Genomic DNA, 20,365 nt, shown 5'->3' with positions numbered 1-20,365 from the left:
AATATCATTCCTTTAAGACAGCATAATTAAACTTGTAGCCAAAATGTTACTGGGCCGTCATTAATCAGTGATACTTGCATATCGGCTGCAAATTGCCCTGTTTGTGTTTCAATATGCTGTTGGCACTGTTTGACAAAAAATTGGTAAAGCTCATTGGCCATATCTGGCGAAGCCCCTTTTGTAAAACTTGGCCGCATACCTTTTTGAGTATCAGCCGCTAGTGTAAACTGAGAAACAACTAATAGTTTGCCATTAATTTGTTGCACATTGAGATTCATTTTGCCGTCATTGTCACTGAAAATACGGTAGCCAAGCACTTTTTCACTTAAACGGAGCGCTTTCTGTTCATTATCGCCTTGTTCAACACCAAGTAAAACCAATAATCCCTGATTTATTTCACCAATAATTTGGTTATTTACAGAAACTGAAGCTTGTTTTACTCGTTGGATTAAGGCAATCATTTTTATATTACTCCGATTGGGAAGAATGTTTTAGGGGCATTTTGCTATGTCTATTATAGTCAGTGAGTGTTGCTGCAAATTCAGCGCCAAATAAGACAATACACCAAGAACAATATATCCAAACTAACATAATAGGAATTGAGGATACTACACCATAAATAAGTTGATAAGTAGGAAATGATGTCACGTACAGCGCAAAAGCACGTTTACCAATTTCAAATAATATCGCAGCGACTAATGCGCCAATTACAGCTTCTTTAAATGGTATCGATTCGGTAGGTATAATGCTGTAAAGTAACCAAAATCCGACAATAGATATAATAAATGGTAAGGTACTTAGTAGTACATCACCACTGGCTGCATCGGATAACCATTTTAGTGAGAATATATAAGAGCTTACAGCAACACTTGAACCAACTAAAATAGGACCTAAAGTCAAAATAGTCCAATACATAGTTAAGTTATACATGAACGAACGTTTCCGCTTAGTTCGCCAGATACGATTAAGTGCATTATTAATAGAGTTAATAAGTAATAGTGATGTCACTATTAAGCCGATAATTCCGACCAAGGTCATTTTTTTTGTATTGGCGATAAATTGCTCAAGATAATTTTGGATAGTATCACTAGCAGTTGGAACGAGATTACTATAAATGAGTTGTTTTAATGATTGACTCACCTCGTCAAACATAGGAAAGGCTGAGAGTAATGCAAAAATTACCGTTATCAGAGGGACTAATGCAAGTATGGTTGTGTAAGCTAGTTCTGCTGCTGAAGTAGTTAATCTATCATGATTTATTCGAGCCCACAACATTACTAAAAATGACTGCATATGCTTAAGTATACCCATAATATACCTTCATTTAGTTAGATATAATGCAATTATTGATCCCATTAGTTTTTAATGTGTTTAATACTTTTTGTGCATCAGTTTTATTTGTATATGGGCCAACAGTAACTCGATATAATTGTTGACTTGTGGTTATATTACCACTAATACCGGTCATAGCTAGAGAAGCTTTTAGTGTGTCTGCATTTGTTTTTTCTTTAAATGCACCACACTGTAGTAACCATTTACTATCATCCATATTGGTTGATGTAGTCGGAGTCGTTGTAGAAGAATTATTGATAAAACTATCTAATATTTGTTGTCTTTCACTTGTAGTAGAGTTAGTACCACTACTTGCATTTGGTGTTTCTAATTCTTTAAGATAAGTCCAACGTTCTTGTGGTTGTTCAGGTAGAGTTGCTACTGGTGACTCAGTTTTTACTTTTGGACGCTCAATAGGTTTTTCAGGATGATTTGTTGAAAGTAAGTATAAAATAGCAGAAAACAGAACAATAATGATAACCGCAAGAAATATCATTAACGATGGCAATATTCGTGACTTATTTTTTTTAGCTTTTGATTTTGATTGGCTCTTTTTTCTTACATAATCACGTTGAACCACAATATGCTCTCTTTTCTTTTATTCATATAAATTTAAATGACAGTATATAAATAAAAAAAGTGGCTTACACCACTTTTTTCAATTTTCTTTAACTCTATTGTCAACAGATTAGAAAATTAAGCTAGCGCTTTAATCTGTTTAATTAAATTCGCTTTATGACGTGCAGCTTTGTTTCTGTGGATTAGGCCACGAGCCGCTTGACGGTCAACAACTGCTTGCATGTCTTTGAATGCTACTTCAGCTGTTTGTTTATCACCAGCTGCAACAGCTGCGTAAACTTTTTTAACATAAGTACGCATCATTGAACGGTTACTAGCATTATGTTTACGACGTTTTTCGGATTGAACCGCACGCTTTTTAGCTGATTTGATATTAGCCAAAGTCAACTCCCAAGTTTAAATAAAAATACATATTAATAAGGCGGGGAAATATGCCTGATTTTCTTTCCATTGTCAATGCTGTTACATAAAAAAATTTACTATAAAAAGTATAAATCACTAATTTCGAGTAAATGTTTACTATATAACCGATATTGATTGTAACCTAATTAGAAATTTTATGTTAGAATAGCAAAAATTTTATTGTTTTTATATTTATAAGAGGAAGTCTCATGTCTATCATTAGAATGCAAGATCTTGATCTAAAAGGGAAACGTTTATTTATTCGCTCAGATCTTAATGTGCCGGTTAAAAATGGTAAGGTTACTTCAGATGCGCGAATTAAAGCATCATTACCTACTATTGAAGAAGCCATTAAAAAAGGCGCTAAAGTAATGGTTACTTCTCATATTGGTCGACCAACTGAAGGCGAATATAACCCAGAGTTCTCTTTACAACCTGTGGTTGATTACTTAAAAGAACATGTTTCTTTCCCAGTTCGTTTAGTTAAAGATTACCTTGATGGTGTTGAAGTTAACGAAGGTGAACTTGTCGTTCTTGAAAACGTACGTTTTAACGTAGGTGAAGGTAAAGATGATGAAACTTTATCTAAAAAATATGCGGCACTTTGCGACATTTATGTAATGGATGCGTTTGGTACAGCTCACCGTGCTCAAGCTTCTACTCATGGTGCTGGTAAGTTTGCTCCAGTTGCTTGTGCTGGCCCATTATTGGCAGCTGAACTTGATGCATTAGGTAAAGCACTTGATAATCCTGCTCGTCCAATGGTTGCGATTGTTGCTGGTTCTAAAGTATCAACTAAACTAACTGTTCTTGATTCTTTATCAAAAATTGCTGACCAAATTATTGTTGGTGGTGGTATCGCAAATACATTCATCGCAGCAGAAGGCTACAATGTTGGTAAATCTCTTTACGAAGCTGATTTAATTCCTGAAGCAAAAAAATTAATGGCTAACTGTCAAATTCCTGTTCCTACCGATGTTCGTGTAGCAACTGAATTTAGTGAAACAGCGACTGCAACTGAAAAATCAGTTAAAGATGTTAAAGAAAATGAACAAATTCTTGATTTAGGTGATCAATCAGCAGAAGTATTAGCTGAAATTATCAAAAACGCAAAAACTATTTTATGGAATGGTCCTGTTGGCGTATTTGAGTTCCCTAATTTCCGTCGTGGTACTGAAATTGTTGCTAAAGCAATTGCCGATAGCCAAGGTTTCTCAATCGCTGGTGGTGGTGATACATTAGCTGCAATTGACTTATTTGGTATTGAAGATAAAATTTCTTATATTTCTACTGGTGGTGGTGCATTCCTTGAGTTTGTTGAAGGTAAAAAACTACCAGCTGTTGCAATGTTAGAAGAGAGAGCAAAAGCTTAATATTCTATTTCGATAATAAGGATGAGCCAATTACTCATCCTTTACTTTTTATATAAATAAATCTATAGGAATTAAAATGGCTACAAAGATTTCTGATGTCGTTAAACCTGGTGTTGTTACTGGTGATGATGTTCAAAAAGTTTTTCAAATCGCGCGTGAGAATAATTTTGCTTTACCTGCTGTTAACTGTGTTGATACAAATACAATTAACGCAGTAATTGAAACTGCAGCTAAAGTTGGTTCAGCAGTAATTGTTCAATTTTCTAATGGCGGTGCTCAATTTATCGCTGGTAAAGGCTTAAAATTAGATGGACAAGAAGCTGCAGTTTTAGGTGCGGTTTCAGGTGCTAAACATGTTCATCTTATGGCTGAAAAATACGGTGTACCAGTTATTCTTCATACTGACCACTGTGCTAAAAAACTTCTTCCATGGGTTGATGGATTACTTGATGCTGGTGAAGCTCACTTTGCTAAAACAGGTAAACCTTTATTCTCTTCTCACATGATCGATCTTTCTGAAGAAACATTAAAAGATAATATTGATATTTGTTGTCAATACCTTGCTCGTATGTCTGCGATGAAAATGACATTAGAGTTAGAACTAGGTTGTACTGGTGGTGAAGAAGATGGTGTAGATAATAGCCATATGGATAGTTCTGCGTTATATACACAACCAGAAGATGTTGCTTATGCTTATGAACGTTTAAGCGAAATTAGCCCACGTTTTACTATTGCTGCATCATTCGGTAATGTTCATGGTGTTTACAAACCAGGTAACGTGAAATTAACGCCAAAAATTCTAGATAATTCTCAAAAATATGTATCTGAGAAATTTAATTTACCAGCTAAATCATTAAACTTCGTTTTCCATGGTGGTTCAGGTTCAACTCAAGAAGAAATTGCTGAAGCAGTTAGCTATGGTGTTGTTAAAATGAATATCGATACTGATACTCAATGGGCAAACTGGGCGGGTGTTTTAGATTACTACAAAGCAAATGAAGCTTATCTTCAAGGTCAATTAGGTAACCCTGAAGGTATCGATGCACCGAATAAAAAATATTACGATCCACGAGTATGGTTACGTAAAGGTCAAGAATCTTTAGTTGCTCGTTTAGAACTTGCATTTAAAGAACTTAACGCTATCGACGTACTGTAAAACTTTCTAATATTTTTTATTGTATATATAGAAGCAGAGTAATGAACTCTGCTTTTGTTTTATCCTTCAACAAATAAATGTTGCATTTTTGTATTAGTTGTAGGATAATTTCGCCCTCATTTAACTTAGGGGAGCTGTCTATTTATTAATAACTATTATTAATAGAGGCGTTTGCACCCGAGAGAAGGAAACTAAAATGGCAAAAAAAGTACAAGCCTACATCAAGTTGCAAGTTGCAGCTGGTGCAGCAAATCCTAGTCCACCAGTTGGTCCAGCACTTGGTCAACACGGTGTGAATATTATGGAATTCTGTAAAGCATTTAATGCTAAAACAGAAAGCATGGAAAAAGGTTTACCTATTCCAGTAGTTATCACTGTATATTCTGACCGTTCATTCACTTTTATAACTAAGACTCCGCCTGCTGCAGTATTATTAAAGAAAGCGGCTAAAATCAAGTCTGGTTCTGGTGAACCGAATAAGAAAAAAGTCGGTAAAGTAACTAGCGCTCAAATTCGCGAAATCGCTGAATTAAAAGCTGCTGATATGAATGGTGCAACCATTGAAACGATGATGCGTTCTATCGAAGGAACTGCACGTTCAATGGGCTTGGAAGTGGAGGGTTAATTCATGGCTAAATTATCTAAAAAAGCTAAACTTATCCGCGAAAAAGTAAACGCTACTAAACTATATGATATCAATGAAGCAGTCGCTTTATTGAAAGAACTTGCTACAGCTAAATTTACTGAAAGCGTTGATGTTGCTGTTAATTTAGGTATCGACTCACGTAAATCAGATCAAAATGTGCGTGGCGCTATCGTTCTTCCACATGGTACGGGACGTAGTGTTCGTGTTGCTGTATTTACTCAAGGTGCAAATGCTGATGCTGCTAAAGAAGCTGGTGCTGAATTAGTTGGTATGGATGATCTAGCAGATCAAATCAAAAAAGGCGAAATGAACTTTGACGTTGTTATCGCATCTCCAGACGCAATGCGTGTTGTTGGTCAATTAGGTCAAATTTTAGGACCTCGTGGCTTAATGCCAAACCCTAAAGTTGGTACTGTAACACCTAACGTAGCTGAAGCGGTTAAAAATGCTAAAGCAGGTCAAATCCGTTACCGTAATGATAAAAATGGTATTATCCATACTACTATCGGTAAAGCTGATTTTGATGCAGATAAACTTAAAGAGAATTTAGAAGCATTACTTGTTGCTTTAAAACGTGCAAAACCAGCATCTTCAAAAGGTGTATTTGTGAAGAAAGTTAGCCTTTCTACTACAATGGGCGCTGGTGTTGCTATCGATCAAGCAACTTTAAATACATCTGTTTAATTAACAATTAAACAAAGAATCGGTTGGTGTCTGGCCTTAACCAGACCCCGTCCAAGACCGTAGGTGTAATTGATATTTGATTACTTAATTTTCCTACGTAGACGGTGACAGAACCTGATAAGATATAATACAGGAATTCTGCTCATCGTGATTGTGCTAACTACATTTGTAGTTAGTTAAAGTAATTCTAGGCTTTGCCTAGTTTAATCCAGGAGCAATACCAATGGCACTAAATCTTCAAAATAAACAAGAAATTGTTGCTGAAGTTAATGAAATAGCCAAAGGTGCGCTATCTGCAGTTGTTGCTGATTCTCGTGGCGTAACTGTAGAAAAAATGACTGCATTACGTAAATCTGCTCGTGAAGCTGGTGTTTATATGCGTGTTGTTCGTAACACCTTATTACGCCGTGTTGTTGAGGGAACTCAATACGAGTGCTTAAAAGATACGTTTGTTGGTCCAACTCTAATTGCGTTTTCAAATGAGCACCCAGGTGCTGCAGCGCGTATTTTTAAAGCGTTTGCAAAAGAAAATGATAATTTTGAGATTAAAGCCGCAGCCTTTGAAGGTGAGTTGATTACTGCAGCGAACATTGATCGCTTAGCAACATTACCTACTTATGAAGAAGCATTAGCTCGCTTGATGTCAACCATGAAAGAAGCCGCAGCTGGCAAATTGGTTCGTACTCTTGCAGCGGTTCGCGATCAAAAAGAAGCTGCTTAATAGCAGTATGATTGTGAATTTTATTAATTAAAAAAATGTAAATTTGGGAAACTATATTATGTCTATCACTAAAGAACAAATTTTAGATGCAGTTGCTGAAATGTCTGTAATGGATGTTGTTGAACTTGTATCTATGATGGAAGAAAAATTTGGCGTTTCTGCAGCAGCAGCTGTAGCAGTTGCAGCAGCTGGTCCAGCTGAAGCAGCAGAAGAAAAATCTGAATTTGATGTAATCTTAAAAGATGTTGGCGCTAACAAAGTAGCTGTTATCAAAGCAGTTCGTGGTGCAACTGGTTTAGGCTTAAAAGAAGCTAAAGACCTTGTTGAATCAGCTCCAGCAACTGTTAAAGAAGGTGTTAGTAAAGCTGACGCAGATGAACTTAAAAAGGCACTTGAAGAATCTGGTGCAGTTGTCGAACTTAAGTAAGTTTATCGATAACAAGCTAACTGGCTGGGGGTTTTATACCTCCAGCCTTTTTGCGCTGTAATAAGTCAAAGAATTTTATTTGAAGATTATCAATAAAAAGTAATAAAGAAATAATATATTTATTAAGCCTAATCATTTGATATTTATAGATATTTTCGATGAGGTGTCAGGCGTTATTATTTCGTAGTACCCTGATGAATATTTAATCATGCTAAAATAGCAGATAAGCAAGTTGAGGAACTAATGGTTTACTCTTATACCGAGAAAAAACGAATTCGTAAGAATTTTGGTAAGCGTCCACAAGTCTTGGATATACCGTATCTTCTTTCTATTCAACTTGATTCGTTCCAGAAGTTTATTGAGCAAGACCCTGAAGGTCAATATGGTTTAGAAGCCGCTTTTCGTTCAATATTTCCGATAAAAAGTTATAGTGGTAGCGCTGAGTTACAATACGTGAGCTTTAAGATGGGCGAACCTGTATTTGATGTAAAAGAATGTCAAATTAGAGGGATCACTTACTCAGCACCATTGCGCGTTAAATTACGTTTAGTTATTTATGATAAAGATGCGCCAGAAGGAACAGTTAAAGATATTAAAGAGCAAGACGTCTATATGGGCGAAATTCCTTTAATGACTGACAATGGTACGTTTGTGATTAACGGTACAGAACGTGTTATCGTTTCACAATTACACCGTAGTCCAGGTGTGTTCTTTGATAGTGATAAAGGTAAAACACACTCTTCTGGTAAAGTTTTATATAATGCTCGGATTATTCCTTATCGTGGCTCTTGGCTTGATTTCGAATTTGATCCAAAAGATAATCTTTTTGCTCGTATTGACCGTCGTCGTAAACTTCCTGCAACAATCATTTTGCGTGCGTTAGGTTATGAAACTGAAGAAATTTTAGATATGTTCTTCGAAAAAACTATTTTCGAAGTGGGCAAATCAAAATTAAAAATGGATCTTGTGCCAGAGCGTTTACGTGGTGAAACAGCGTTATTTGATATTGAATCAAAAGGCAAAGTTTACGCAGAAAAAGGTCGTCGTATTACAGCTCGTCATATTCGTGAGCTTGAAAAAGATAAAGTAACTAAGATCGATGTTCCAGTTGAATATATTGTTAATAAAGTATTAGCGAAAAATTATGTAAATCAAGAAACAGGTGAAGTTGTTGCTTTTGCTAATACACCAATTTCACTAGAGCTATTGCTTGAATTAACTAATGCTGGCTATAAGAAAATCGAAACATTATTCACTAATGATTTAGATCATGGTGCATTTATTTCTGAAACCTTAAATGTTGACTCTACTCGAGATCGACTAGGTGCATTAGTTGAAATTTATCGAATGATGCGTCCGGGTGAGCCACCAACAAAAGAAGCAGCTGAAGCTTTATTTGATAACTTATTCTTCTCTGATGAGCGTTATGACTTATCAGCAGTAGGTCGTATGAAGTTTAATCGTTCTTTAGGACGTGACGATATTGAAGGCGAAAGTGTCTTAACTAAAACTGATATCGTTGATGTAATGAAGAAATTGATCAGCATTCGTAATGGTCATGGTGAAGTCGATGATATCGATCACTTAGGTAACCGTCGTATCCGTAGTGTTGGTGAAATGGCAGAAAACCAATTCCGTATTGGTTTAGTGCGTGTAGAGCGTGCTGTAAAAGAACGTTTATCATTAGGTGACTTAGATTCACTAATGCCACAAGATATGATTAATGCTAAACCAATTTCAGCAGCTATCCGCGAATTCTTTGGTTCAAGCCAATTATCTCAGTTTATGGATCAAAACAATCCATTATCTGAAATTACGCATAAACGCCGTATTTCTGCATTAGGTCCAGGTGGTTTAACACGTGAACGAGCGGGCTTTGAAGTACGTGACGTACATCCTACTCATTATGGTCGTGTATGCCCGATTGAAACACCAGAAGGTCCAAACATCGGTTTGATTAACTCACTAGCGGTTTATTCTCGTACTAATGAGTATGGATTCCTTGAGACTCCATACCGCCGAGTAGTTGATGGTGTGGTAACTGATGAAATTAACTATTTATCAGCAATTGACGAAAGTGAATTTGTTATTGCCCAGGCTAACTCAAATCTTGATGACGATGGTCGTTTTAAAGAAGATTTAGTGACTTGTCGTTTAAATGGTGAGTCTGGTTTATATAGTCCTGAACAAGTTCATTATATGGACGTATCAACTCAACAAATCGTATCGGTTGGTGCTTCATTAATCCCATTCTTAGAACATGATGATGCGAACCGTGCATTGATGGGTGCAAACATGCAACGTCAAGCGGTACCAACATTAAAGGCAGAAAAACCATTTGTTGGTACAGGTATGGAACGTGCAGTAGCGGTTGACTCAGGTGTAACTGCAGTTGCTCGTCGTGGTGGTACAGTACAATATGTTGATGCATCACGCATTGTAATTAATGTTAACGATGATGAAATGTACGCTGGTGAAACAGGGATTGATATTTATAATTTAACTAAATATACCCGTTCAAACCAAAATACCTGTATTAACCAAATTCCATGTGTGGAATTAGGTGAAAAAGTTGAGCGCGGTGATGTCCTTGCGGATGGTCCATCAACTGACTTAGGTGAGTTGGCTTTAGGTCAAAACATGCGTGTGGCATTCATGCCATGGAATGGTTATAACTTTGAGGATTCTATTTTAGTTTCTGAAAAAGTGGTACAAGATGATCGTTTCACTTCGATTCATATTCAAGAATTATCTTGTGTATCTCGTGATACTAAACTAGGTGCAGAAGAAATTACCGCAGATATTCCAAATGTTGGTGAAGCGGCTCTTTCTAAACTAGATGAATCAGGTATTGTTTATATTGGTGCTGAAGTTAAAGGTGGCGATATTCTGGTTGGTAAAGTAACACCAAAAGGTGAAACACAATTAACACCAGAAGAAAAATTACTACGCGCTATTTTTGGTGAAAAAGCGTCAGATGTTAAAGATACTTCACTTCGTGTACCAAATGGTGTTTCAGGTACAGTTATTGATGTTCAAGTCTTTACTCGTGATGGTGTACAGAAAGATAAACGTGCACTTGAAATTGAAGAGATGCAACTTAAACAAGTTCGCAAAGACTTAACAGAAGAACTTAAAATCCTTGAAGCAGCATTATTTGCTCGTATTCGTGATGTATTGATTTCTGGTGGCATTAAAGCAGAAAAATTAGATGCGTTACCACGTGAAAAATGGTTAACCATTGGTATTGCCGATGAAAGTAAGCAAGCTCAATTAGAGCAACTAGCTGAACAACACGAAGAAATTAAAGCTGAGTTTAACAAAAAACTTGAAGCTAAACGAATGAAGATCACTCAAGGTGATGATTTACAACCTGGTGTACTCAAAATCGTTAAAGTTTACTTAGCTGTTAAACGTCAAATTCAGCCTGGTGATAAGATGGCTGGTCGTCATGGTAACAAAGGGGTTATCTCTAAAATCAACCCAATTGAAGATATGCCATATGATGATAAAGGTCGCCCAGTAGATATCGTATTGAATCCTCTTGGTGTTCCTTCTCGTATGAATATCGGTCAGATTTTAGAAACTCACTTGGGTATGGCAGCGAAAGGTATTGGTCAGAAGATCGATGCAATGCTAAAAGAACAGCAAGAGTTAGCTAAATTACGTGATTTCATCCAAAAAGCTTATGACCTTGGTTTAGGTGCAGCACAAAAAGTAAATGTTGCTGAATTTACCGATCAGGAAGTGATGACATTGGCGCAAAATTTACGTAATGGTATGCCACTTGCAACACCGGTATTTGATGGTGCAAAAGAGCAAGAAATTAAAGCATTACTTGAACTTGGTGATTTACCAACTTCAGGTCAAATTACCTTGTATGATGGACGTACCGGTGAACAATTTGAACGTCCAGTAACTGTAGGTTATATGTACATGTTGAAATTGAATCACTTAGTTGATGATAAGATGCATGCCCGTTCTACAGGTTCATATAGTCTGGTTACTCAACAACCATTGGGTGGTAAAGCTCAATTTGGTGGTCAACGTTTCGGTGAGATGGAAGTATGGGCACTTGAAGCATATGGTGCAGCTTATACCTTACAAGAAATGTTAACTGTTAAATCAGATGATGTGAACGGTCGTACTAAGATGTATAAAAATATTGTAGATGGTGATCATCGTATGGAACCTGCGATCCCTGAATCATTTAACGTATTGTTAAAAGAGATTCGTTCGTTAGGTATTAATATCGAGTTAGATGAAGAGTAATCTTAGCTAACTAAAATGATTTCTATTTATAGGGATAACTTATCAGTAATGATAAGTTATCTAATTGGTTTAACTCCATAGGAGTCAATTGTGAAAGACTTACTAAAGTTTCTAAAAGCACAAACAAAAACTGAAGATTTTGATGCTATCAAGATAGGCCTTGCCTCTCCTGATATGATTCGTTCATGGTCTTTTGGTGAAGTTAAAAAACCTGAAACAATTAACTATCGTACGTTTAAACCTGAACGTGATGGATTGTTTTGTGCGCGTATTTTCGGGCCAGTTAAAGATTATGAATGTTTGTGTGGAAAATATAAACGTTTAAAACACCGTGGTGTTATTTGTGAAAAATGTGGTGTAGAAGTCACACAAGCGAAAGTACGTCGTGAACGTATGGGCCACATTGAACTTGCATCACCAACTGCACATATTTGGTTTTTAAAATCATTACCATCTCGTATTGGTTTATTACTTGATATGCCACTTCGTGATATTGAACGTGTACTTTATTTTGAATCATTTATGGTTCTTGATGGAGGCATGACAAATTTAGATCGTGGACAAATCTTAACCGAAGAACAGTATTTAGATGCGTTAGAAGAGTTCGGTGATGAGTTTGATGCACGCATGGGTGCAGAAGCTATTCAAGAATTATTACGTAATATTGATGTTCAAGCTGAATGTGAAGCATTACGTGATGAACTCTCAACCACTAATTCTGAAACAAAACGTAAAAAGTTAACCAAAAGAATTAAGATTATTGAAGCATTTATCCAATCAGAAAATAAGCCTGAATGGATGATCTTAAATGTGTTACCTGTGTTGCCACCAGATTTACGACCATTAGTACCACTTGATGGCGGTCGTTTTGCAACATCAGACTTAAATGATTTATATCGTCGTGTTATCAACCGTAATAATCGTTTAAAACGTTTATTAGATTTAGCTGCACCAGATATTATTGTACGTAACGAAAAACGTATGCTACAAGAATCTGTAGACGCATTATTAGATAATGGTCGTCGTGGTCGTGCAATCACTGGTTCAAACAAACGACCATTAAAATCACTTGCCGATATGATTAAAGGTAAGCAAGGTCGTTTCCGTCAAAACCTATTAGGTAAACGTGTAGACTATTCAGGCCGTTCAGTAATTACTGTTGGTCCATACTTACGTTTACATCAATGTGGTTTACCGAAGAAAATGGCTCTTGAGCTATTTAAACCATTTATCTACGGTAAATTAGAACGTCGTGGTTATGCAACAACCATTAAAGCTGCTAAGAAGATGGTTGAACGTGAAGATGCAATTGTTTGGGATATCTTAGATGAGGTTATTCGTGAACATCCGGTATTATTAAACCGTGCACCAACACTTCACAGACTTGGTATTCAGGCGTTTGAACCTATCCTAATTGAAGGTAAAGCGATCCAATTGCACCCATTAGTTTGTGCGGCATTTAATGCTGACTTCGATGGTGACCAAATGGCGGTTCACGTTCCATTAACGTTAGAAGCACAATTAGAAGCGCGTGCGTTAATGATGTCAACCAACAATATTCTTTCACCAGCAAGTGGTGAACCTATTATCGTTCCATCTCAGGACGTGGTATTAGGTCTTTACTATATGACTCGTGATAAAGTCAATGCTAAAGGTGAAGGCATGGTATTAACTGGTCCTAAAGAAGCAGAAAAACTGTATCGTTTAGGTCTAGTTGAATTACATGCTAAAGTTAAAGTACGTATAACTGAAAGTCATCGTAACAGTATTGGTGAGTGGGAAGATACGACTTCTGTAATTGATACTACTGTTGGTCGAGCTATCTTATGGTTAATTATGCCTAAAGGTATGAGCTTCTCAGTTATCAATCAACCGCTTGGTAAAAAAGCGATTTCACGAATTTTAAATATTTGTTATCGCCAATTGGGCATGAAAGAAACTGTTATTTTAGCTGACCAAGTTATGTATACCGGCTTTGCTTATGCAGCTCGTTCTGGTGTATCGGTTGGTATTGATGATATGGAAATTCCTGCTAAGAAATTACAAATTATCAATGAAGCTGAAATCGAAGTTGCGGAAATTCAAGAACAGTTCCAATCAGGTTTAGTGACTGCAGGTGAACGTTATAACAAAGTTATCGATATTTGGGCAGCAGCTAATGAGCGTGTTGCTAAAGCGATGATGGATAACTTATCAACTGAAAAAGTGATTAACCGAGAAGGTGAAGAAGAAGTTCAATCTTCATTTAATAGCATCTATATGATGGCCGACTCTGGTGCTCGTGGTTCTGCAGCTCAGATTCGTCAGTTAGCGGGTATGCGTGGTTTGATGGCTAAACCAGATGGTTCAATCATCGAAACGCCAATTACGGCAAACTTCCGTGAAGGATTAAACGTACTTCAATACTTTATCTCGACCCATGGTGCGCGTAAAGGTCTTGCTGATACCGCATTGAAAACAGCGAACTCAGGTTACTTAACTCGTCGTTTAGTTGATGTGGCTCAAGATTTAGTTGTTATTGAAGATGACTGTGGCACGTTAGAAGGTGTGGTAATGACACCTGTGATCGAAGGTGGTGATGTTAAAGAACCATTACGTGAACGTGTATTAGGTCGTGTAACAGCTGAAGACGTATTAAAACCAGGTAGTGCGGATATTTTAATCCCTCGCAATACATTACTTGATGAAAGTTATTGTGATCTACTTGAACAAGAATCTGTTGATAGTGTCAAAGTTCGTTCAGTCGTTTCGTGTGATACTGATTTTGGTGTTTGTGCGAAATGTTATGGACGTGACTTAGCTCGTGGTCACTTAGTGAACAAAGGTGAAGCAATCGGTGTTATTGCAGCTCAATCAATCGGTGAGCCAGGTACACAGTTAACCATGCGTACGTTCCATATCGGTGGTGCGGCATCTCGAGCAGCAGCAGAATCTAGTGTTCAAGTTAAAAACAAAGGTAGTATTAAACTAACTAATGCTAAATTTGTGACTAACCCAGATCAGAAACTAGTTATTACTTCACGTAATGCTGAATTAACTATTATTGATGAATTAGGTCGAATGAAAGAAACTTATAAAGTTCCTTACGGTTCGATTTTAACCAAAGGTAATGGTGCAGCGGTTGATGCCGGTGAAACAGTAGCAAACTGGGATCCGCATACAATGCCAGTTATTTCGGAAGCGAAAGGTTTTGTTCGTTTTGTTGATATGATCGATGGCCAAACCATTACTCGTCAAACTGATGAGTTAACAGGTTTATCCTCTATCGTGATCTTAGATGTAGCAGAACGTACTGGTGTTGGTAAAGATCTACGTCCAGCAATTAAAATTGTTGATGCTAAAGGTAATGATATCTTTGTGGCAGGTACAGAAATGCTTGCGCAGTACTTCTTACCAGGTAAAGCATTAGTACAATTAGAAGATGGTGCGGAAATTAATGTTGGTGATACACTTGCACGGATTCCACAAGCATCTGTAGGTACTAAAGATATCACCGGTGGTTTACCTCGAGTAGCTGATTTATTTGAAGCTCGTAAACCTAAAGAGCCGGCAATTCTTGCTGAAATTGATGGTATTATCTCATTCGGTAAAGAAACTAAAGGTAAACGTCGCTTAATTATCACTCCACTAGATGGTAGTGAACCATATGAAGAGATGATTCCAAAATGGCGTCAACTTAACGTATTCGAAGGCGAACAAGTTGGCCGTGGTGATGTGATTTCTGATGGTCCTGAATCAGCACATGATATTTTACGTCTACGTGGTGTTAATGCAGTAACTCGTTATATTGTGAATGAAGTTCAAGAAGTTTATCGTTTACAAGGTGTAAAAATTAATGATAAACATATTGAAGTTATTGTTCGTCAAATGTTACGTAAAGCAACTGTTATTCATCCTGGTGGTTCTCGTTTACTTGATGGTGAACAACTTGAAGTTTCACGCTTGAAGATTATTAATCGTGAGCTTGAAGCACAAGGTAAAGAACCAATTGTTTACTTGCATGATTTGCTTGGTATTACTAAAGCATCACTTACTACTGAGTCATTTATTTCTGCGGCATCGTTCCAAGAAACGACTCGCGTATTAACTGAAGCAGCAGTTGCAGGTAAAAATGATGAACTTCGTGGTCTGAAAGAAAACGTTATTGTTGGTCGCTTAATTCCAGCTGGTACTGGTTATGCATATCATAAAGAGCGTTTGCGTAAACGCGCAATGCCATCTGATGATGCAATTCAACCAACAACTGTTTCAGCTGAGGAAGCTACAGCTAACTTAGCGGAATTATTGAATTCAGCAGAAGAAAATCAATAGATTTTAGATAAATCGACTAAAGTAGCACGTGTTATCACGTGCTATTTTTTTTGTCGAGTGTATGAGGTATGAAAGGAGTATTAGATGTATATTGTAATGAATCGTTTTAAAATTAAGTTAGGTAGTGAAGACACTTTTATTGAAATATGGCGTAATCGTGATAGCCATTTAAAAGAGATGAAAGGTTTTAATCGTTTTTATTTCCTTAGAGGTAAAACTTATGAAGATTACACATTGTTTTCATCATATGTCGAATGGGAATCAAAACAAGATTTTGAAAATTGGGTTAATTCTGCTCATTTCAAACATACTCACCGTAACACCGATAGTCGTCCAAATAACGAAGATATCTATTTTGAACCGGCTCAACTTGAATGTTTTGAAGTCATTATCTAAGTAATTTTTAAACTAAAAAATCAAATTTAAAAATAAGCATTGTGAGCAATACCAATAAAAAATTACCGATGATAATTCTTCGCAAATTACATAAAAAAAGATATAATCAAATAAAATTACATGAGCATAACATCTATTAAAGAAGGCGATCAGCCCATGTAAGTTAAGTCCATTATCTAAAAGTCTCTTCTTTATATTTTATAGTTCATAATTATTTTTATAAAAAGTTGTAAAAATATATTCTTCAATTAAGCATTATAAGTTTGTTAGTAACCAAATTTTTAGGCTACTGGTTAGTATTTTCTAATTATCATAGCTTTTTTAAGTTATTTGAAAGTTTAACTATTTACAGGGGCTTGCCATGAAATCGAAATTACTATTGCTTATTCTTATTTTAATCATTGTTGGTGGATTTTTCTTTTTTAAAGACTATAACAGTATTCAAACTCAAGACGAAAAAGTTGCTGCATCTTGGTCGGAAGTGATTAATCAGTATAAACGTCGAGCAGATTTAGTTCCGAATCTTGTCAATACAGTAAAAGGATATGCAACTCATGAAAAAGATGTTTTTACTCAGGTAACAGATGCGAGAGCGAAAGTGGGTTCGATCCAAATTAATGCAGATCAACTTAGCGATCCCGCTTTATTCTCAAAATTCCAACAAGCCCAATCAGAATTAAGTTCCGCATTAAGTCGCTTAATTGCGGTTAGTGAAAATTACCCAGAACTTAAAGCAAACACACTTTATCAAGATTTAATGAGCCAATTGGAAGGTACTGAAAACCGGATAACGGTTGCTAGAGGCCGATATATAGAAACAGTACAATCATTTAATACTTATATCCGTCAATTACCAACCAAGTGGATTGCAAATGTTATAGGGGTACAACCAAAACAACAGTTTACTGTTGAAAATGAACAACAAATTTCGAATCCACCAGCAGTCAATTTTGGACAATAAGCATAATGAAAAAATATTATCTGCTCTTTTGTTTACTGTTTTTTAGTGTTGTAAGTTATGCATTAACTGAAATTCCAACATTTGATCACCGTGTTATTGATACGTCAGATACTTTAGAACCATCACAAATAGATGATTTGGAATCAAGCTTGATTTCTTTTGAGAAAACGCGAACTGATGGTGCACAGATCGCGGTATTAATGATCCCCAAACTCGATAATGAAACGGTTGAACAGTATGCCGATAGGGTGTTTATTCAATGGAAAATAGGTAAAAAAGAGCAAGATAATGGTATTTTATTATTAATTGTTAAAGATGATAAGTTGATGCGAATCGAAGTTGGTTATGGTTTTGAAGGCATCATTACCGACTTAATTGCTAGTCATATCATTCGTGAACAATTAGTGCCACAATTTAGACAAAATAACTATTATCAAGGTATACATGATGCGCTTTCAGTTTTAATTAATAAGTTGAATGATCCTCAACAGGTACCAGCGACTAATAGTGATCCAGATCTCAAAACGGTACTTGCTGGTGATTTTGGTGCCAATTTATTTAGTTATGGATTAGCATCCTTTTTTATTTGTTTCACTATTGCTAGCTTATTTTCGATTACTTCCTCTAAACGTAGTGCTAGCCGAAGTTTAGGTACTGGTTTACTAAATGCTATATCAGTTGGCGGTTTTACTTTGTTCAATGGTTATTCATTACATATTGTCTTACCTCTAATATTTTTAGCATTTGTTGCCAGTGCGATTTTAAGTGGAATTTTAACTATGAGTGGCGGTAGCGGACGTGGTGGTCGAGGAGGCGGTTTCGGTGGGGGTAATGGTGGTGGTTTTGGCGGAGGTTCATTCGGCGGATTTGGTGGTGGAGGCGGTGGCCGTAGTGGTGGCGGCGGTGCCTCTGGCAGCTGGTAACCTTTCTTAAAAAGTACCAAAAGAAATTGACAATTTACTTTTTTAACAAAAATACCACTTAGGTTTATAGCCTCGATAACAAAAATAACTATCTGTGCTTGAAAAATTTTGAGGAGAGGGGTTTTTTATATCATAAAAATTTATTAATGATACTTTTAAGTAATAGTTTGTTTAAATTTAAAATCAATTTAGTTAATCTTCAATTACATCCTACATAATAATCCTTGTTTACAATAGCTTTTAGCCTGCCTGACAATAAATTTCCTTTTGCAATAGGAAAAAGTCTCTCTCCACATTGATAATTATTTCCTTTAGGCTAAGTCATCTTAAAAAGAAACAAGAGAATTAGAATGACTATGGCACAAATACAATTCCGTATGATCGAAGATGATTTAGATCCCGAAGTTGTGACTGCGCAAACGATAGAAATTATTAATCGTTGGTTGACTGATCATCAAATATCCCAAAATGACGTGCAAAAAGCGATGTTGTTATCACATGTTAAAGCAATGGTTGAAAGAGCGAAAACGCTAGAAAAATTACCTGAGGTTGATCCTTCTTTATTTGATGAGCTCTCAGAGCAATCCTTAATGCTTGCACGTAAAACCATACAATTATTCAATAGTCTACCAATGGAAGAGGCTTATTTACTGGCTGTTCATTATGAAGTAGCTATAGCAAATTAAACGAATTAATAAATTTAAAAAACAATAATTGATAGGAGCATAATTATGGCAGAAGTAATCATTGTCATCGGCGATAGAATGGGCAAAGGACAAAAAATTGCAGAGGGAATTAATTCTATAGAAGGGTGTCGTGCAATTGTTATTCCAGGTATGGCAGCTGATATGAAATTGGGTGACGTAATGAATAATGAGAATGCAGATCTAGGGCTTTCGTTTTGTGGCAGTGGCGGTGCAGGCGCCATAACGGCACAAAATAAATATGGCTATTCTCAACGACACGGTATGCGTTCAATTGAAGAAGGTGAAACAGCCATTAATGACGGTTGTAAAGTATTAGGTTTTGGTTTTATGGATACAGTAGAACTTGGCCAACGTATAGCCCAAGCATTTTTGAAAAAATATCCTCGTTCTTAAATAGGTTAGAAATATGAAAAAAACTGAGCAGATACAAGTAAGAGTAACTGGGCAAGGAGATTCGAAGCAGCGTGCGTTTGCTATAGCGCTAAATCAAGTGCAAAAGCAGGTACTTAAAAATACTAATAATGTCATGTTACGAATTGAACCGCTTGATATTAGTGTTGTTTCTGCTATTGAAAAGATAACTACAGAACGCTTTTTATTTATCTTTTTACCTAGAAAAAAGACATTTTATGACATCACACTCGATGTCTCAGTAAATGTTACGTTTATCGATCTGAACGATATTAAATTTATCTCTAAATAACGTAAAAGGAAAGTCATGGAAATTCTAATTATAGCATTGAAGTCCATTGTAATTGGTGGACTGTGTGGATTTGGAGTAGGCGCTGGTGCAGCTCGAATGTTTCATGCTCCAACTTATCAAGGTATGGGGGCTTTTCGTACCCTAGGTGAACTTAATTCTTGTGAGGGTGATCCTGCTGCACATTTTTCATTTGGCTTAGGATTCTTTTTTAATGCCTGGGCTTCATCTGTTGCTGCTGGTTCATTTACCCAAGATGTTGATCATCGTATCATTCCAAACTGGGGTGCTGCACTATTGATGATAAAAAACCGAAATTTAGCACAAACGTTACATGATCCTAAGAAAATGGCCTTTGCTTGTGCATTTATCGGTGTGATTGTTGTGTTATTTTTAAATACAACCACCTCGGTTATTCCTGATTCTTTAAAAATTACCGCAACTAAAGTTTTAGTTCCAGCCGCAAATTTACTAGTCGCGACTGTGATGCCGGTTATTTTCTGGTTGGCAGCTTTAGATGCCGGTAGAAGAAGTGGTTTTTGGGGAACTTTGTTTGGTGGGCTAGCGCAATTAATTATGGGTAATGCAGTACCTGGTTTAGTGTTAGGTATTTTGATTGGTAAAGGAGTGGATGATAGTGGTTGGAATCGAGTGATGAAAATCATGTTAGCTGCGGTAATTGTTTTATTTATCATGAGCGGATATTTCCGTGGATTTGATATGAAAATGATTAATTCATTCCGAGATGGTTTGTCTTATTGGTTTAAATAATATA

General features: G+C 36.4%; 19 protein-coding genes. 15 read left to right on the top strand and 4 right to left on the bottom strand.

From position 1 onward, the window contains the following. Positions 1 to 26: 26 nt before the first annotated feature. From dtd to rpsT, 4 genes are all read right to left on the bottom strand, one after another. Positions 27 to 461, bottom strand: coding sequence for a D-aminoacyl-tRNA deacylase (gene dtd, locus H3T80_RS11215; RefSeq protein ID WP_034901687.1), 435 nt, complete (start codon positions 459 to 461; stop codon positions 27 to 29). Positions 462 to 468: 7 nt separating this feature from the next. Then, positions 469 to 1,311, bottom strand: a complete 843-nt coding sequence (locus tag H3T80_RS11210; protein ID WP_198201743.1) for a virulence factor BrkB family protein — start codon at positions 1,309 to 1,311, stop codon at positions 469 to 471. A 13-nt stretch (positions 1,312 to 1,324) separates the two neighbouring features. Beyond that, complete coding sequence (locus H3T80_RS12440) at positions 1,325 to 1,912, bottom strand: SPOR domain-containing protein (protein WP_110448563.1); 588 nt, start codon at positions 1,910 to 1,912, stop codon at positions 1,325 to 1,327. 116 nt (positions 1,913 to 2,028) lie between these two features. Beyond that, complete coding sequence (gene rpsT, locus H3T80_RS11200) at positions 2,029 to 2,292, bottom strand: 30S ribosomal protein S20 (RefSeq protein WP_034901681.1); 264 nt, start codon at positions 2,290 to 2,292, stop codon at positions 2,029 to 2,031. A 230-nt stretch (positions 2,293 to 2,522) separates the two neighbouring features. Between rpsT and pgk the strand changes: the two genes are divergently transcribed. The 15 genes from pgk to H3T80_RS11125 all read left to right on the top strand — a co-directional run bounded on the left by pgk (position 2,523) and on the right by H3T80_RS11125 (position 20,361). Continuing rightward, positions 2,523 to 3,686 carry a phosphoglycerate kinase gene (gene pgk / locus H3T80_RS11195; RefSeq protein ID WP_198201742.1) on the top strand — a complete coding sequence of 388 codons (1,164 nt, stop codon included), beginning with the start codon at positions 2,523 to 2,525 and terminating at the stop codon, positions 3,684 to 3,686. A 76-nt stretch (positions 3,687 to 3,762) separates the two neighbouring features. Then, on the top strand, positions 3,763 to 4,842 hold the full coding sequence (gene fbaA, locus H3T80_RS11190; protein ID WP_086362787.1) for a class II fructose-bisphosphate aldolase: 1,080 nt from the start codon (positions 3,763 to 3,765) through the stop codon (positions 4,840 to 4,842). Between the two features lie 196 nt (positions 4,843 to 5,038). Beyond that, positions 5,039 to 5,467 carry a 50S ribosomal protein L11 gene (gene rplK / locus H3T80_RS11185; protein ID WP_110448561.1) on the top strand — a complete coding sequence of 143 codons (429 nt, stop codon included), beginning with the start codon at positions 5,039 to 5,041 and terminating at the stop codon, positions 5,465 to 5,467. Between the two features lie 3 nt (positions 5,468 to 5,470). Beyond that, the gene (gene rplA / locus H3T80_RS11180) at positions 5,471 to 6,172 is read left to right on the top strand and encodes a 50S ribosomal protein L1 (RefSeq protein WP_198201741.1); all 702 of its coding nucleotides are present in this window, start codon (positions 5,471 to 5,473) and stop codon (positions 6,170 to 6,172) included. Positions 6,173 to 6,395: 223 nt separating this feature from the next. Beyond that, positions 6,396 to 6,893 (top strand): 50S ribosomal protein L10, encoded by a 498-nt coding sequence (gene rplJ, locus H3T80_RS11175; RefSeq protein WP_086362789.1) that lies wholly within the window; start codon positions 6,396 to 6,398, stop codon positions 6,891 to 6,893. 58 nt (positions 6,894 to 6,951) lie between these two features. After that, on the top strand, positions 6,952 to 7,320 hold the full coding sequence (gene rplL / locus H3T80_RS11170; RefSeq protein WP_034901671.1) for a 50S ribosomal protein L7/L12: 369 nt from the start codon (positions 6,952 to 6,954) through the stop codon (positions 7,318 to 7,320). 243 nt (positions 7,321 to 7,563) lie between these two features. Continuing rightward, entirely contained in the window at positions 7,564 to 11,592 is a 4,029-nt protein-coding gene (rpoB, locus tag H3T80_RS11165) for a DNA-directed RNA polymerase subunit beta (protein ID WP_198201740.1), read from the top strand. Between the two features lie 90 nt (positions 11,593 to 11,682). Further along, complete coding sequence (gene rpoC, locus H3T80_RS11160; protein WP_198201739.1) at positions 11,683 to 15,903, top strand: DNA-directed RNA polymerase subunit beta'; 4,221 nt, start codon at positions 11,683 to 11,685, stop codon at positions 15,901 to 15,903. Positions 15,904 to 15,987: 84 nt separating this feature from the next. Further along, entirely contained in the window at positions 15,988 to 16,299 is a 312-nt protein-coding gene (locus H3T80_RS11155; RefSeq protein WP_198201738.1) for an antibiotic biosynthesis monooxygenase, read from the top strand. Positions 16,300 to 16,660: 361 nt separating this feature from the next. Next, on the top strand, positions 16,661 to 17,260 hold the full coding sequence (locus tag H3T80_RS11150; RefSeq protein ID WP_086358839.1) for a LemA family protein: 600 nt from the start codon (positions 16,661 to 16,663) through the stop codon (positions 17,258 to 17,260). 5 nt (positions 17,261 to 17,265) lie between these two features. Continuing rightward, positions 17,266 to 18,183, top strand: a complete 918-nt coding sequence (locus tag H3T80_RS11145; RefSeq protein WP_198201737.1) for a YgcG family protein — start codon at positions 17,266 to 17,268, stop codon at positions 18,181 to 18,183. Between the two features lie 356 nt (positions 18,184 to 18,539). Continuing rightward, positions 18,540 to 18,869 carry a PRD domain-containing protein gene (locus H3T80_RS11140; RefSeq protein WP_110448617.1) on the top strand — a complete coding sequence of 110 codons (330 nt, stop codon included), beginning with the start codon at positions 18,540 to 18,542 and terminating at the stop codon, positions 18,867 to 18,869. Between the two features lie 45 nt (positions 18,870 to 18,914). After that, positions 18,915 to 19,283, top strand: a complete 369-nt coding sequence (locus H3T80_RS11135) for an SFCGS family glycine-rich protein (RefSeq protein ID WP_034884881.1) — start codon at positions 18,915 to 18,917, stop codon at positions 19,281 to 19,283. Between the two features lie 13 nt (positions 19,284 to 19,296). Then, the gene (locus tag H3T80_RS11130; protein ID WP_065578355.1) at positions 19,297 to 19,593 is read left to right on the top strand and encodes a DUF4312 family protein; all 297 of its coding nucleotides are present in this window, start codon (positions 19,297 to 19,299) and stop codon (positions 19,591 to 19,593) included. A gap of 15 nt (positions 19,594 to 19,608) precedes the next feature. Then, positions 19,609 to 20,361 (top strand): DUF4311 domain-containing protein, encoded by a 753-nt coding sequence (locus H3T80_RS11125; RefSeq protein WP_110448556.1) that lies wholly within the window; start codon positions 19,609 to 19,611, stop codon positions 20,359 to 20,361. Positions 20,362 to 20,365: the final 4 nt, after the last annotated feature.

Source organism: Gilliamella sp. W8145, from assembly GCF_016101145.1.
GTDB lineage: Bacteria > Pseudomonadota > Gammaproteobacteria > Enterobacterales > Orbaceae > Gilliamella > Gilliamella apis_A.
Note: the sequence above shows the minus strand (reverse complement) of the source record. Positions and strands in the feature narration are given on the sequence as shown.

What these genes read in the sequence shown, in the direction of transcription:
- dtd (WP_034901687.1), bottom strand. Translation starts at nt 461, where the DNA reads ATGATTGCCTTAATCCAACGAGTAAAACAAGCTTCAGTTTCTGTAAAT.
- H3T80_RS11210 (WP_198201743.1), bottom strand. Translation starts at nt 1,311, where the DNA reads ATGGGTATACTTAAGCATATGCAGTCATTTTTAGTAATGTTGTGGGCT.
- pgk (WP_198201742.1), top strand. Translation starts at nt 2,523, where the DNA reads ATGTCTATCATTAGAATGCAAGATCTTGATCTAAAAGGGAAACGTTTA.
- fbaA (WP_086362787.1), top strand. Translation starts at nt 3,763, where the DNA reads ATGGCTACAAAGATTTCTGATGTCGTTAAACCTGGTGTTGTTACTGGT.
- rplK (WP_110448561.1), top strand. Translation starts at nt 5,039, where the DNA reads ATGGCAAAAAAAGTACAAGCCTACATCAAGTTGCAAGTTGCAGCTGGT.
- rplA (WP_198201741.1), top strand. Translation starts at nt 5,471, where the DNA reads ATGGCTAAATTATCTAAAAAAGCTAAACTTATCCGCGAAAAAGTAAAC.
- rplJ (WP_086362789.1), top strand. Translation starts at nt 6,396, where the DNA reads ATGGCACTAAATCTTCAAAATAAACAAGAAATTGTTGCTGAAGTTAAT.
- rplL (WP_034901671.1), top strand. Translation starts at nt 6,952, where the DNA reads ATGTCTATCACTAAAGAACAAATTTTAGATGCAGTTGCTGAAATGTCT.
- rpoB (WP_198201740.1), top strand. Translation starts at nt 7,564, where the DNA reads ATGGTTTACTCTTATACCGAGAAAAAACGAATTCGTAAGAATTTTGGT.
- H3T80_RS11155 (WP_198201738.1), top strand. Translation starts at nt 15,988, where the DNA reads ATGTATATTGTAATGAATCGTTTTAAAATTAAGTTAGGTAGTGAAGAC.
- H3T80_RS11150 (WP_086358839.1), top strand. Translation starts at nt 16,661, where the DNA reads ATGAAATCGAAATTACTATTGCTTATTCTTATTTTAATCATTGTTGGT.
- H3T80_RS11145 (WP_198201737.1), top strand. Translation starts at nt 17,266, where the DNA reads ATGAAAAAATATTATCTGCTCTTTTGTTTACTGTTTTTTAGTGTTGTA.
- H3T80_RS11140 (WP_110448617.1), top strand. Translation starts at nt 18,540, where the DNA reads ATGGCACAAATACAATTCCGTATGATCGAAGATGATTTAGATCCCGAA.
- H3T80_RS11135 (WP_034884881.1), top strand. Translation starts at nt 18,915, where the DNA reads ATGGCAGAAGTAATCATTGTCATCGGCGATAGAATGGGCAAAGGACAA.
- H3T80_RS11130 (WP_065578355.1), top strand. Translation starts at nt 19,297, where the DNA reads ATGAAAAAAACTGAGCAGATACAAGTAAGAGTAACTGGGCAAGGAGAT.
- H3T80_RS11125 (WP_110448556.1), top strand. Translation starts at nt 19,609, where the DNA reads ATGGAAATTCTAATTATAGCATTGAAGTCCATTGTAATTGGTGGACTG.